The following is a 12,289-nucleotide window of genomic DNA, read 5'->3' on the forward strand; positions in this document are numbered from 1 at the left end:
GGAGGGAAACACATGCGATTGATGATGGCCGGAATGGTCGTGGCTCTGCCGCAGGCGGTATGGGCGCAGGATGTGCTTTATGGCAAGGTGAGCGCTGTGACGCTTTATCCGCAAGGCGCGGAAGTGGTCCGGCAGGTGCGTATTCCGCAAGGCGCGGGGCAGGTGGTGATTGCCGGTCTGCCGCAGAGCATGACACTGGACCGTTTGAGTATTTCGGCGGATCAGGCGCGCCTGAGCGGGGTGCGTCTGGTGGCCGGCAACGGTGCCGATAGTCCGGCGCTTGGCGAGGCGCGGGTGCGGGTCACGCAGCTGACCGAGGCGTTGGCGCAGAAGGAAGACGGGGTCAAGCTGCTGCAGGCCGAGGCCGAGGCCGCGCTGGATCGGGTGGCCTATCTGCGGGGGCTGAACCCGCAGGGGGATGCCCAACAGGCACTGGATCTGGGCGAGCAAATCGAGGCACGGGCGCTGGTGGCGCGCCGCAATGCGGTCGAGGCGCAGGCCCGCGCCCGTCAGGCCGAAGCGGCGCTCGATCCCGACCGTCGCGCACTGGCAGAAGCCAGAGCCGATCTCTCTGATCTGGAGGCAAATTCACAGACCGAGAAGCATCTGGAGGCGACCGCAACCGGCGAGGGCGTGCTGACGCTCACGAGCTTTGTCGAGGATGCGGGCTGGGCGCCGGTTTATGATATGCGGCTTGATCGCGAGGCGAAGCAGATCGATCTGACGCGGCTCGTTTCGGTGCATCAATCCAGCGGTGAGGACTGGAGCGGTGTCGACCTGACGCTTTCGACAGCGCGTCCGAATGACCGGATGGATCCGACCGAACTCTGGCCGGATTTGCGCCAGATCGGCACTGAAGGGCCTGTCCTGCGCTCGATGGGGGCGGCTGCGCCGATGGCGGAAAGTGCCGCGATGCTGAAGAGCGACCAGCTCGATCCGCAGATGGAAGGGGTGTCTCTGGTCTATCACCTGCCCGAGGCGGTGGATATCCGTGACGGCGTCGAGGCCCTGCGTCTGCGGATGCAGGATGAGCGCCTCGCCTCCGATATCTGGGCCGAGGCCGTACCTTCGCGTGACGAGACCGCCTATCTGGTTGCGGAGGCGACGAATAACGGCGAGGGGCCGATTCTGCCGGGTCGGGCCACGCTCTATGTCGATGGTGCGCTGGTGGGGCAGAGTGATCTGCCGATGACGATGCCGGGTGAGAAGATCACCACAGGCTTCGGCGCGCTGGATGGTGTCACGCTCTCGCATGACGTCACCCGCCAGACCGGTGATCGGGGTGTCATCTCGCGCCGGAACGCGCGCGAGGAGATCACGCGGATGACGGTCGAGAACCATACCGGTCAGGACTGGCCGCTGCGGGTCGTGGGGCAGGTCCCCTATTCCGAGCAGGACGATCTCAAGATCGACTGGACGGCGGAGCCTGCGCCTTCTGAAACCGATCTCGATGACCGGACGGGAGTGCTTGGCTGGCGGTTCGACTTGCCCGCGAAGGCAAGTCGGGAGATCACGGTCACGACGCGATTCGAGTGGCCAGAAGATCAGGTTCTTCGCTGACCGGTTTACGCCGCGAGCGGAACATGGCGCCGCTCAGAACCTCCCTGAGCTCATCGACAGATGATTTCGGAGGGGCTTCTGGCACGGAGACCAGTTTGGGCTTTTCAATCTCTGCGCGAGGTTTCTTGCGCAGGGAATGGAAGACCAGAGCGTGGCTTTCGTCCTCTTCCACGGTTTCGGTTGCAGGCGCAGATACGGGCCCGGCCGCCTCCGTCTCGATCTCCGGCATGGGTGCTGCGGCCTTTTGCAGGGGCGTCTTCACCGTTGCGGCGACGGGCTCCGGCGCCTTTTCCGGCACCAGGCCGGGGAAGGGCGACTGGTAGCGGCGCGTCAGCTCGCCCTGATTCTGGCCGATGTCATGAAGCGTGCACAGGAAATCGTTGGACGGGAACTCATGCAGTGCCACGCGGCCTTCGCCATCATGACGTAACACATAGCCCAGACTGCGCAATTGCGCCTGAAGGTCGAGCCAACCGTCTGCAAGATCAAAACACTGGGTAAGCGACGCCTGCTTGCGCAGGCGTTCGGTCACTGATGCGGCCTCTTGCGAAAGAGAAGCCAAGAGCGCGCCACGGATGATATCCGCGGGGGCTTTAGCCTGAGCGCGCGCAGAGAGTTCGATCTGACGGATCATCTCGGCGGGCAGGCGAAGGGTGACGAGGTGTGATGCAATCTGGGTCATGTCGCCAGATTGCATCCCTATCCTTAATCGCGAGTTAAGCGCGCTTAGTCTTTTTTATTAAAATCGCTTCAAACGTTCTCGAAGCCATTCGTGTTGGGGTTGTATTGGCACAGATTGCCGCTGCCGATGTCATGCCACAGTCCGTGCAGCGTCATCTGACCCGATTCGACGGCCGAGGTGACGAAGGGGAACGTCATCAGGTTCTCGAGGCTGACCATGACGGCTTCCTTTTCGAGCGCCGTGATTCGTTCCTCTTCGGGCAGATCCTTGACCCGCTCGAAACCCGGACGCAGCAGGTTCAGCCACGCGCCGACGAAGGAGGTTTTCTCCTCGAGTTCGGGGGCATGCCCCGTGCACATCGCATTGCAGCCCGCGACACCGCCGCATTTGGAGTGACCCAGCACGATCAGATGCGAGACCTTAAGCGCCTGCACGGCATATTCTACCGCCGCCGAGGTGCCGTGATGCTCGCCATCGAGCTCGTAGGGCGGCACGAGATTGGCGATATTGCGGTGGATGAAGAACTCGCCCGAGTCTGCCCCGAAGATCGAGGTGACATGCACGCGCGAATCACAGCACGAGATCACCATTGCACGCGGGCGCTGACCCTCGTCCGCGAGCTTCTTGTACCAGACCGAATTCTCGGAATAGGTGGTGGCTTTCCAGCCGTGGAAGCGTTGAACCAGAGTAGGCGGCAACAGTTTTACACGTTCCCTCATGATCATCCCCTATATGATTTGCACCTACTTAGACCTGAAAAAACCGGAGTTCGAGCAAAATTCCCGTAATTAGGCAGAGTTTTTCCTATTTATGAAATCATTTCTTGAGACCTATGCGCCAAGGTGAACGCGACCGTGGGGGTCGTTGGGGGCAGGCTTTACCTGCCGTGAAGGGGTCATGGGAGCCATGCGTGTGTTTGCATGGCCGTTACGATGTGACCCGACGCAATGCGGAGGGTGCCAGTTTGGCAAATGTTATGAAGTTGCGCTGCAATGAGTCGGTGCGGATTGAACAGGCCCGGATCGTCGCGCTCTATGCCCAGTTGGGACAGCAGGCGGCAGAACGGTTGATGGCCAGCGCAATCGAGGATCTCGCGATGCACATGGTCGCGATTGATGCTGCTGTCCAGAAAAACGAGCTGGACGCCTTCGACGAGGCCGTGACCGCGCTGATTCCGCTGGCTCGTCAGGTGGGGATGACCAAGCTCGAACAGGTCACGCGCGATCTGCGCGACTGTATGCGCCGGAAGGATATGGTGGCCACGCGGGCTGTCCTGTCGCGGCTGATGCGGATCGGTGACCGCTCCCTGAGCGAGGTCTGGGATCTGGAAGATATGAGCATCTGAGATGCTTTCGCAAAGCCGCGTGATCGGGTGGTGGTGCATGCGGGCTACCCCTTGCGGGTGGCGTGCAGCAGACTAGGCTAGGGATCAACTCAAATGACCCGGAAAGTCAGATGTCCTTGCCTATCTTGCCCGACCGCCCTGCCATGCGTTTTGCCACAGCCGATGCGCCATTGCCGCTTTATGTGACCGAAGGGCCGCTGCCTGAGGCGCTGACGCCCGCACAGGCCGCTTGGGCCAGGGCGCAAGGTTTCAGCGAGGCGCTGGGGCAGGTCTGTGTGCTGCCCTCCGCAGAGGGCGGTATCGCTGCGGCGCTCTTTGGCTGGGGCAGTAATGCCACGCGGGCCCGCAGCCGGTTCCCTCTGGCGCGCGCTGCTCATGCGCTGCCCGAAGGGGTCTGGTCCATCACGGGGCTTGCGGAGGACCAGCTGGAAGAGGCAGCCCTCGGCTGGCTTCTGGCGGGCTATGCCTATGATCGTTATGCCGCGGCCAGCACGCCCAAGGCACGGCTCGTCTGCCCCGAGGGGGTGGACGCCTCGCGCCTCGAGGCGATTGCCGCAGGCGAGGCGTTGACCCGCGATCTGATCAACACGCCGGCCAATGATATGGGGCCGGCAGAGCTGGAGCGCGCGATCAAGGATCTCGCCGATTGCCACGGTGCCGAGATCAACTCCATCGTGGGCGAGAAGCTTCTCGAGAGGGGGTTCCCGCTCGTCTACACGGTAGGTCAGGCCAGTCCGCGCGCGCCGCGTCTTGTGGAAATGCGCTGGGGCAGCGAGGGGCCGGAGCTGACGCTTGTCGGCAAGGGCGTCTGCTTTGATACCGGTGGTCTGAACCTCAAACCCGGTAGCTCGATGGGGTTGATGAAGAAGGATATGGGCGGCGCGGCCACCGTGCTGGGGCTTGCGCATATGATTATGGCGCTGAAACTGCCGCTGCGCTTGCGGGTGCTGGTGCCTGCGGTCGAGAATGCGGTGTCGGGAGATGCGTTCCGTCCGCAGGATATCTATACCTCCCGCAAAGGGCTGACGGTCGAGATCAATAATACCGATGCCGAGGGGCGTCTGGTTCTGGCCGATGCGCTGGCCTATGCCGATGAGGAAAGCCCCGATCTGATCCTGTGCATGGCCACGCTAACCGGTGCGGCCCGTGTGGCGCTGGGGCCGGATGTGCCGCCCTTCTATACCGATGACGAGGCGCTGGCCGCGGCACTGGCGGGAGCGGCCAAGCAGGTCGCCGATCCGCTTTGGCGGATGCCGTTCTGGGAACCCTACGAGGAGAAGATCGAACCGGGGATCGCCGATATCGACAATGCGCCCGCAGGCGGCATGGCAGGCTCTATCACGGCGGCGCTGTTCCTGCGCCGCTTCGTGACCGAAACCGAGCGGTTTGCCCATTTCGATATCTATGGCTGGCAGCCCTCCGCGATGCCGGGCCGTCCGAAGGGCGGGGTGGGTCAGGGCGCGCGCGCCATTCTGGCCAGCTTGCCGGATGTGCTGGGGCTCGGCGCATGACCCCTGCCGGATGTGATCCGCTGGCGGGGCGTGACCGGCGGCTGACGCCCTATTCGGGATCGGTCGCCCTGCGCAGCCTTACGGGGGAGGTCGAGGCGATCAGCTTTACCGACGGGCGGCCCGCGCGGGTGGTCGTGCCGGTGGTCGATCTCTGCGATGCGCCCGAGGGCGCGCGCGACCGGCAGCTTCTGTTCGGAGCTTCGGTGACCGTGGTCGACGAGCGTGCCGGTTGGGCCTTCGTGCAGGCCGAGGCCGATGGCTATTGCGGCTGGGTCGGGCTGCCTGCTCTGGGGGAGGCCAGGGCCGCCACCCATATCGTGCGGGCGCCCGCGACCCATATCTATTGCGAGGCCTCCATCAAGCGTGGCGAGGTCATGGCGCTGTCGATGGGGGCGACGCTGACGGTTCTGCGCGAGGAGGGACCGTTTGCGGTGACCGAGGAGGGGTTCGTGCCCCGACCGCATCTGCGCCCGCTGGACCAACCGGAAAGCGACCCTGCCACTGTGGCCGAGCGCCTGCTGGGGGCGCCCTATCTCTGGGGCGGCAACGGTTATGACGGGATCGATTGTTCGGGGTTGGTGCAGGCGGCGTTTGCGGGCTGCGGGATTGCCTGTCCGGGCGATAGCGACCTGCAATGGAAAAGCTTCGGTCAGGAGCTTCTGGACGAGACTCCGATCCAGCGTGGCGATCTGTTCTTCTGGAGGGGGCATGTGGCGATGGCGGTGAGTGAGACGCAGCTGGTCCATGCCAACGGCCATGCGATGGCGGTAAGCCACGAGCCGATCCGGGAGACGATGGCGCGGATCCAAGCTGCGGGCGAGGGGGCCTATCTCGGGCGCAAGCGGCGCCTGTAATTCAGTCGATCGGGCGGATCAGCTTGCGCTCCAGCACTTGCAGCACCTGCGCAAGGTCGTGACCGCGCTTGAGGATCCGCCCGTCCATCCCGATAACCGAATACATCCCCTGTTTGTTGCGCAGGGCGGGACGTTTCTCTATCCGGTAGATCGGAAATTCCGCCGCCCGCCGGAACACCGAGAAAATCGCGACATCCCTGAGGAAGCTCATCCCGTAATCGCGCCATTCGCCCGCGGCGACCATGCGCCCGTAGACGGACAGGATCACCGAAAGCTCGCGGCGGTCAAAGGCGATTTGGGGCGTGCCTCCCGGAAGAGGCGGCATATTCTGCACTGTCATGGACCCAGCCTGCCACTAGTTTGAATTTTACGCAATCGTCACGCCAAAAGGAACGCGAGCTGCGAACAGCATCGTGAACAGGCCCTAAACGGCCTTAATCAATTCACGGTTTAGCCGTGATCCAAACGTGAAATGACCTTAATCCTCCCCACATGCCGCCCTGATCTGCTGTCAGAAATAGCGATAGCGAAAGCAAACGCTCTGCTCCGGTGTCGCACGCAACAGCCCCCACCCAGTCGGCGATGCCGGAGCAGTTTTCCCCATAGCGATGACACCGGATGCGATGAAAGCTCTCAGCTTTTGCGTGGGTGATGGACCGATTGTGATGTCGCCCTCGCGCAGGGGTGAGCTATCTTGATCTCACGGGATTTCAGCAAAGGAGCGGATATGCACCATTACATCAAAGCCCCTGTCGCCATTCTTACAGTGATCGGATCGGTTGCGATTGCCAATGCCGATGCGGCCGACCCCACCGTGAAAGCGTGGCAGGACGGCATGCACGAGCTGCGCCAGTCCAGCAATATCCTCGGGGACATGGCCAAGAAGAAATCCGATTTCAATGCCGATATCGCGGGCTCGGCCGCGCAGGCGATGCAGGAAGAGGCCAAGAAGCTGCCGGAGCTGTTCAAGACTAAGGCCGAGGATCCCGAATCGGATGCCAAATCCGGTATTTGGGACAATTGGGAGGAATTTACCTCGCACGCCAAGGATCTGGAGATGGCCGCCGCCGATATGGATACGTCCAGCCTCGCGGGCGTGCAGGCGGGCATGAAAGCCGTAGGCGGCGCCTGTGCGGCCTGCCACAAGGAATTCAAGGACTGAAACGCGAAACGGCCCCGGAGGTCCGGGGCCGCTTTTCTAGCCGCAAAGCAGTGCGGTGATGGTGCCCGCCGCATCCGTTTGGATCCTTAGCCGCTCGGGACGGAAATCCATCGTCTGCAGACTGCCGGGAGCCTCGACGCGGTGCGATTCAGGCCAGTCGGCCTGATCGAAGCGCGCAAGCGGCGCACCGATGCGGTCCTGCAACCGGTCCGCCCCGCATTGCGCGGGCGGCAGATCACCGGGCGCCTCTGGCTGTGGCGCGGGGCTCTGACAGGCCGTCAGCGCCAGAAGCCCTGCGATCCCCCAGAAGGTATTGCGGCGCATCAGCCGCAATCCACGTTATAGACATTGCCCATCTCGTCGAGGCGGAACACTATCCGGTGGGGCTGGTAGATCTGGTCCTCGACCCCGCGCCAGCGGACGACGCGATATTTCTTGTCGCCCAGCGGCAGGCCGGCGATGGCGCTTTCGGGCTGGCCCAGAATATAGGAATATTCCTTGGCTCCGCACAGGTCGGGCTCGCGCTCGTTCAGGCCGTCTGCGGTATCGGCTGCGCCAATCATCGCTTGTGCTGATTCGGGCAGAATGGGGGTGGGGGCCAGCTCTTGCTGCGAAGGCTGGCAGGCAGCCAGTAGGGCAATGGCTGCGAAGGCGTAAACTCGGGTCAACATGTCGCTCTCTTGCTTGTGTTTGATCGCATTGTGCCTCAGGTTCGGACAAAATTCCATATGACGGAGAAGTCCGATGAGAACCCGTGCTGCAGTTGCACTAGAAGCAGGTAAGCCCTTGGAAATCATGGAGGTCGAACTCGACGCTCCGAAGAAGGGCGAGGTGCTGATCGAAATCAAGGCCACGGGGCTTTGTCACACGGATGCCTTCACGCTGTCGGGCGCGGACCCCGAGGGGCTTTTCCCGTCGATTCTCGGCCATGAGGGTGCAGGGGTCGTGATCGAGGTGGGCGAGGGTGTCACCACGCTGAAACCCGGCGATCATGTGATCCCGCTCTACACGCCCGAATGCCGTGAATGCCCCTCCTGCCGCTCGGGCAAGACCAACCTGTGCACCGCGATCCGCAACACCCAGGGTCAGGGCCTGATGCCCGATGGCACCACGCGCTTCCATATGCTCGATGGCACGCCGATCTATCACTATATGGGCTGCTCGACCTTTGCCAACCACACCGTGATGCCCGAGATCGCGCTGGCCAAGGTGCGTGAGGACGCGCCTTTCGAGAAGATCTGCTATATCGGCTGCGGCGTGACCACCGGCATCGGTGCCGTGATCAATACCGCAGGCGTCGAGATCGGCTCGACCGCGGCGGTATTTGGCTTGGGCGGGATCGGTCTGAACGTCATTCAGGGTCTGCGGATGGCCGGGGCCGATATGATCATCGGTGTCGATCTGAATGACGACAAAGCCGAGATGGCGAAGAAATTCGGCATGACCCATTTCGTGAACCCCTCGAAGATCGAAGGCAGCGTGGTGCAGGAGATCGTGAACCTCACCAAGAAGGGCGATGACCAGATCGGCGGCGTGGATTACTCCTTCGATGCGACGGGCAACGTGAAGGTCATGCGTGATGCTCTGGAATGCTCGCATCGCGGCTGGGGGGTGTCGGTGATCATCGGCGTGGCACCGGCAGGCGCCGAGATCTCGACCCGTCCGTTCCAGCTGGTCACGGGCCGCGTCTGGAAGGGCACCGCCTTCGGGGGCGCCAAGGGCCGGACCGATGTCCCGAAATTCGTCGACTGGTATATGGATGGCAAGATCGAGATCGATCCGATGATCACCCATGAGCTGGCGCTCGAGGAGATCAATCACGGCTTCGACCTGATGCATGAGGGCAAATCGATCCGCGCGGTCGTGAAATATTGACGCCGGTCTATCTGGCAGACGGGGAGGGGGCGCTCGCGCCCCCTCTTTGCGTTTCACGCAAATTCACCCCCTGAGGATATTTTGGGGACGCTGGAAGGATCAGCCGCCCAGATAGGCGCGCAAGGCGGCAGGAGGGTCGGCCAGCAGGGTGCCTGTGTCTTGCGGGGCTTCGGCGCGGCCATCGGCCACAAGGATGGTCTGCGGGCAGATCGCTTTGGCATCCTCGGGGTCATGGGTAACCATAAGAAGGGTGAAGCGGTGCTCTGCCGCAAGGGTGCGGGTCAGGGCCAGCATTTCGGATTTCAGGGCAGGACCCAAGGCCGAGAAGGCCTCGTCGAGCAGCAGGAGCGGGCGGTTGCGCAAGAGTGCACGGGCCAGTGCTGCGCGGCTCTGCTGGCCGCCTGACAGCTCGGCGGGCCTGCGCGGACCGAGCCCCGCAAGCCCCGTGGCCTCGAGCACGGTCTCGATCCGCGCCCGGTCTGCGGCCGAGAGGTTCAGCCGCGGGGAGATGCCGAGACCGAGATTTTGCGCGATGGTGAGATGGGGAAAGAGGTTCTGGTCCTGAAAGAGGATCGAGAGCGGGCGTTTGCCCGTGGGCTGGGCGGCCAGATCCTGCCCCTGCCAGAGGATACGCCCGCTTCCGAGCGGGAATAGCCCCGCGATGGCGGCCAGCAGGGTGGATTTGCCTGCCCCCGAGGGGCCGATCAGCGCGGTATGCTGGCCTTCCCCGATGGTGAGGTCGGCGCACAGGCTCCAGTCGTCCTGATGCAGGGTGATGTTATCGAGGGCCAGCATGATGTCCGATCCGGTCGAAAAGGGCGAAAAGCCCGAAGGTGAGCGTGAGAAGCAGGGTCGCGGCGGCGGCGGCCTGATCGAGGCGGTAGCTGCCCATCAGCTGGAAGATGGCGAGTGGCAGGGTGCGGGTCTGGCCATCGGAAAACAGCGTGATCACACCGAGATCCCCCATCGAGAAGGCGCAGGCAAGCCCTGCCGAGAAGCCCAGAGGGCGGGCGAGGCGCGGCAGGGTAAGGAACCGCATCTTGGCCATGCCGCCCATGTCGAGCGAGGTGGCGAGGCGGTCGTAATCGGCCTGAAGCGCGTGGATCTCGGGCAGGAGGAGGCGTGTGACAAAAGGCAGCGACAGGGTGGCGTTGACCACCAGAGTGACGGGGATCAGGAGGCTCGTGGGGGCGGCAAAGGGCTGGATCATCAGGAACAGCCCCGTGCCCAGCACCAGTCCGGAGGCCGCAAGCGGCAGCATGGCAGCACCTTCCGTCCAGCGGTGGCGTGGTGCGTGAAGGGCGAGCGTCATTGCGAGCGTCAGCGTCAGTGCCGTGGACCCCAGCGCGATGGTGAGCGAGGTCAGCGCGGCCTGCCAGACCATGGGCGGCATCGTGGCCAGCGCGGGCAGCCCGCGCCAGAGGATCAGCGCGATGGGCAGGAGAAGGAACAGGGCCGAGGCCGCGATGATGGCCGCATCGGCCCATTGCGCCAGCCGGGTCGAGGGGGCGAAGAGGGCGGGCCGGTCGAGCCCTGCGCCGAAGGCCGCGGGGGCCGAGAGCTTTGCCCCTATGCCCACGGCCATCAGGCACAGGGCCACCTGCACCAGCGCGAGGCTGGCGGCGCGGCCTGTGTCATAGTCGAAACGGAAAGCCTGATAGATGGCCAGTTCGACCGTCGTGGCCGAGGGGCCACCGCCCAAAGTCAGTGCCACCGCGAAACTGCCCAGACAGACGAGGAAGATCGCCACGAACGCGCCGGGCAGGGTGGCGCGCAGCATCGGGCGTTCGAGATGGCGCCACATCGCGGCCCCGTCGAAATCGAGCGTGGCGGCAAGGCGCAGGCGCTCGGCGGGGATCGATTGCCAGCCCTGCAGCACCATGCGGGTCGCAAGCGGCAGGTTGAAGAACACATGGGCCAGAATGACCCCATGCGGGCCATAGATGGTGAGCGTGGGCAGGCCAATCCCTCCGAGCGCCTGATTGAGGAGCCCGCTGCGGCCGAAGACCGCCAGCAGCCCCAGAATGGCCGCGATCACCGGCAGGATGAAGGGCGCGCCGAGCGCGGTGATCAGCACAGTGCGCCCGACAAACCGCCGTCGCGCCAGCGCCCGCGCCAGCGGCACGGCCAGCGCACAGGAGATCAGCGCCGAGAGCGCCGCCTGCCAGAGGGTGAACCAGAGCGCCTGCAGGTCCGATCCGCGCAAAGCAGTGAGACCGCCCCCATGGAGGGCGGTCGCAAGGATTGGCCCGAGCACCAGAAGCACTGGCACCAGAGCCGCTCCGAGGGCGATCAGCGGAAGGCGGCGAGCCATTCGTCAAGCGCGGGCTGGCGCAGGGCCTCGGCCTCGTCTTCGCTGTAGAAGATGGTCTTTGCAGGGCGGGGCAGGTCCGCGAATTGCTCGGGCAGGAAGCCGTCCTTGATGATGGCGGGATAGGACCAGTTCGCGGTGGCGATCATTCCCTGGAAATCATCCGAGAGCACATAATCCATGAAATCCTGCGCCAGTTCGGGATGTTTCGAGCTTTTCAGCTGGGCCACCAGCTCGGCCATGAAATAATGGCCCTCGGGGAAGATGGCGGCGGCCTTGGTATCATCGTTCTCGGCGATGATGTGATAGGCGGGGGAGGTGGTGTAGCTCAGCACCATATCCACCTCGCCATCGGTAAAGAGACCATAGCTCTCCGACCAGCCGGGCGTCACGGTCAGCACCTTGGGCTTCAGCTTGGCCCAAGCCTCGGGTGCCTTATCGCCATAGACGGCCTTCACCCATAGCAGCAGCGCGAGCCCCGACACGGAGGAGCGCGGGTCCTGAATGGCGATCTTCAGATCATCGGGGGCGTTGAGCAGATCATCGAATGATTTCGGCGGGTTCTTCAGCTTGGTCTTGTCGTAGATGAAGGCGGTTTCCGACCAGTTGAAGGGGACGAAGGTATCATCGGTCCATTTGATCGGCAGGGTCAGGCGCGAATTATCCTCGTTCGAGGGCGCAAAGAGGCCGGTCTTGCGGGCGCGGGCGGTCTGGTCGGTATTGAGCCCGATCACCACATCCGCCTTGGTGTTCTTGCCCTCCAGCATGATGCGCGAGAGCACATCGCCCGCCACGAATTGCAGATCGCAGCCGCATTGCGCCTCGAAGCCTTTTTCGATCTGCGGGCCGGGGCCCCATTCCGAGGTGAAATAATCGGGCGCATAGACGGTCAGGACGGGTGTGTCCTCGGCCTGTGCGGTGGTTGCCATGCCTGCCAGAAAGGCCAAGCCAATAAGGGATCTTCTCATCTGTGCTCCTCCAGATCCGCA

Annotated in this window: 14 protein-coding genes; 6 read left to right on the forward strand and 8 right to left on the reverse strand. The window is 63.5% G+C overall.

Annotated elements, in window-relative coordinates:
- Positions 1-12 precede the first annotated feature (12 nt).
- Positions 13-1,560 carry a DUF4139 domain-containing protein gene (locus tag WDB91_RS05840; RefSeq protein WP_339114195.1) on the forward strand — a complete coding sequence of 516 codons (1,548 nt, stop codon included), beginning with the start codon at positions 13-15 and terminating at the stop codon, positions 1,558-1,560.
- Here WDB91_RS05840 and WDB91_RS05845 read toward each other — a convergent pair.
- Both WDB91_RS05845 and WDB91_RS05850 read right to left on the reverse strand, forming a co-directional pair.
- Positions 1,517-2,242 carry a hypothetical protein gene (locus WDB91_RS05845; protein WP_339114196.1) on the reverse strand — a complete coding sequence of 242 codons (726 nt, stop codon included), beginning with the start codon at positions 2,240-2,242 and terminating at the stop codon, positions 1,517-1,519. The genes WDB91_RS05840 and WDB91_RS05845 overlap by 44 nt on opposite strands.
- Positions 2,243-2,310: 68 nt before the next feature.
- Entirely contained in the window at positions 2,311-2,961 is a 651-nt protein-coding gene (locus WDB91_RS05850) for a carbonic anhydrase (RefSeq protein WP_339114197.1), read from the reverse strand.
- Positions 2,962-3,206: 245 nt separating this feature from the next.
- Between WDB91_RS05850 and WDB91_RS05855 the strand changes: the two genes are divergently transcribed.
- From WDB91_RS05855 to WDB91_RS05865, 3 genes are all read left to right on the forward strand, one after another.
- A complete protein-coding gene (locus WDB91_RS05855; protein WP_339114198.1) occupies positions 3,207-3,587 on the forward strand; it encodes a hypothetical protein in 381 nt (126 codons plus the stop codon).
- Positions 3,588-3,697: 110 nt separating this feature from the next.
- On the forward strand, positions 3,698-5,098 hold the full coding sequence (locus WDB91_RS05860; RefSeq protein ID WP_339114199.1) for a leucyl aminopeptidase family protein: 1,401 nt from the start codon (positions 3,698-3,700) through the stop codon (positions 5,096-5,098).
- Complete coding sequence (locus tag WDB91_RS05865) at positions 5,095-5,952, forward strand: NlpC/P60 family protein (RefSeq protein ID WP_339114200.1); 858 nt, start codon at positions 5,095-5,097, stop codon at positions 5,950-5,952. Before WDB91_RS05860 ends, WDB91_RS05865 begins: the two co-directional genes overlap by 4 nt.
- 1 nt (position 5,953) lies before the next feature.
- Here WDB91_RS05865 and WDB91_RS05870 read toward each other — a convergent pair whose 3' ends face one another.
- Entirely contained in the window at positions 5,954-6,292 is a 339-nt protein-coding gene (locus WDB91_RS05870) for a DUF2794 domain-containing protein (protein WP_339114201.1), read from the reverse strand.
- 387 nt (positions 6,293-6,679) lie between these two features.
- Here WDB91_RS05870 and WDB91_RS05875 point away from each other — a divergent pair, with 387 nt between their 5' ends.
- Positions 6,680-7,114: a cytochrome c gene (locus WDB91_RS05875; protein WP_339114202.1), complete on the forward strand. Its 435-nt coding sequence runs from the start codon at positions 6,680-6,682 to the stop codon at positions 7,112-7,114.
- Positions 7,115-7,150: 36 nt separating this feature from the next.
- Here the strand turns inward: WDB91_RS05875 and WDB91_RS05880 are convergent, their stop codons facing one another.
- Together WDB91_RS05880 and WDB91_RS05885 are read right to left on the reverse strand one after the other, a co-directional pair.
- Positions 7,151-7,438, reverse strand: a complete 288-nt coding sequence (locus tag WDB91_RS05880) for an I78 family peptidase inhibitor (protein ID WP_339114203.1) — start codon at positions 7,436-7,438, stop codon at positions 7,151-7,153.
- Positions 7,438-7,785, reverse strand: coding sequence for a hypothetical protein (locus WDB91_RS05885; RefSeq protein WP_339114204.1), 348 nt, complete (start codon positions 7,783-7,785; stop codon positions 7,438-7,440). The genes WDB91_RS05880 and WDB91_RS05885 overlap by 1 nt, the downstream gene beginning before the upstream one ends.
- A gap of 73 nt (positions 7,786-7,858) precedes the next feature.
- Here WDB91_RS05885 and WDB91_RS05890 point away from each other — a divergent pair, with 73 nt between their 5' ends.
- The gene (locus tag WDB91_RS05890; protein WP_339114205.1) at positions 7,859-8,989 is read left to right on the forward strand and encodes an S-(hydroxymethyl)glutathione dehydrogenase/class III alcohol dehydrogenase; all 1,131 of its coding nucleotides are present in this window, start codon (positions 7,859-7,861) and stop codon (positions 8,987-8,989) included.
- 99 nt (positions 8,990-9,088) lie between these two features.
- On the opposite strand, the gene WDB91_RS05895 is transcribed toward WDB91_RS05890, so the two are convergent.
- The 3 genes from WDB91_RS05895 to thiB are packed head-to-tail and all read right to left on the reverse strand — an operon-like array spanning position 9,089 to position 12,268.
- Entirely contained in the window at positions 9,089-9,784 is a 696-nt protein-coding gene (locus WDB91_RS05895) for an ATP-binding cassette domain-containing protein (RefSeq protein ID WP_339114206.1), read from the reverse strand.
- Positions 9,768-11,303 (reverse strand): thiamine/thiamine pyrophosphate ABC transporter permease ThiP, encoded by a 1,536-nt coding sequence (locus WDB91_RS05900; protein WP_339114207.1) that lies wholly within the window; start codon positions 11,301-11,303, stop codon positions 9,768-9,770. The genes WDB91_RS05895 and WDB91_RS05900 overlap by 17 nt, the downstream gene beginning before the upstream one ends.
- Positions 11,282-12,268, reverse strand: coding sequence for a thiamine ABC transporter substrate binding subunit (gene thiB / locus WDB91_RS05905; protein ID WP_339114208.1), 987 nt, complete (start codon positions 12,266-12,268; stop codon positions 11,282-11,284). Before thiB ends, WDB91_RS05900 begins: the two co-directional genes overlap by 22 nt.
- Between the last annotated feature and the right edge of the window lie 21 nt (positions 12,269-12,289).

This window comes from Thioclava sp. GXIMD2076 (genome assembly GCF_037949795.1).
GTDB lineage: Bacteria > Pseudomonadota > Alphaproteobacteria > Rhodobacterales > Rhodobacteraceae > Thioclava > Thioclava kandeliae.

Excerpts from the sequence above, each read along its gene's own strand:
- WDB91_RS05850 (WP_339114197.1), bottom strand. The coding sequence starts at position 2,961 with ATGAGGGAACGTGTAAAACTGTTGCCGCCTACTCTGGTTCAACGCTTC.
- WDB91_RS05870 (WP_339114201.1), bottom strand. The coding sequence starts at position 6,292 with ATGACAGTGCAGAATATGCCGCCTCTTCCGGGAGGCACGCCCCAAATC.
- WDB91_RS05875 (WP_339114202.1), top strand. The coding sequence starts at position 6,680 with ATGCACCATTACATCAAAGCCCCTGTCGCCATTCTTACAGTGATCGGA.
- WDB91_RS05885 (WP_339114204.1), bottom strand. The coding sequence starts at position 7,785 with ATGTTGACCCGAGTTTACGCCTTCGCAGCCATTGCCCTACTGGCTGCC.
- thiB (WP_339114208.1), bottom strand. The coding sequence starts at position 12,268 with ATGAGAAGATCCCTTATTGGCTTGGCCTTTCTGGCAGGCATGGCAACC.
- WDB91_RS05840 (WP_339114195.1), top strand. The coding sequence starts at position 13 with ATGCGATTGATGATGGCCGGAATGGTCGTGGCTCTGCCGCAGGCGGTA.
- WDB91_RS05845 (WP_339114196.1), bottom strand. The coding sequence starts at position 2,242 with ATGACCCAGATTGCATCACACCTCGTCACCCTTCGCCTGCCCGCCGAG.
- WDB91_RS05880 (WP_339114203.1), bottom strand. The coding sequence starts at position 7,438 with ATGCGCCGCAATACCTTCTGGGGGATCGCAGGGCTTCTGGCGCTGACG.
- WDB91_RS05860 (WP_339114199.1), top strand. The coding sequence starts at position 3,698 with ATGTCCTTGCCTATCTTGCCCGACCGCCCTGCCATGCGTTTTGCCACA.
- WDB91_RS05865 (WP_339114200.1), top strand. The coding sequence starts at position 5,095 with ATGACCCCTGCCGGATGTGATCCGCTGGCGGGGCGTGACCGGCGGCTG.
- WDB91_RS05890 (WP_339114205.1), top strand. The coding sequence starts at position 7,859 with ATGAGAACCCGTGCTGCAGTTGCACTAGAAGCAGGTAAGCCCTTGGAA.
- WDB91_RS05900 (WP_339114207.1), bottom strand. The coding sequence starts at position 11,303 with ATGGCTCGCCGCCTTCCGCTGATCGCCCTCGGAGCGGCTCTGGTGCCA.
- WDB91_RS05895 (WP_339114206.1), bottom strand. The coding sequence starts at position 9,784 with ATGCTGGCCCTCGATAACATCACCCTGCATCAGGACGACTGGAGCCTG.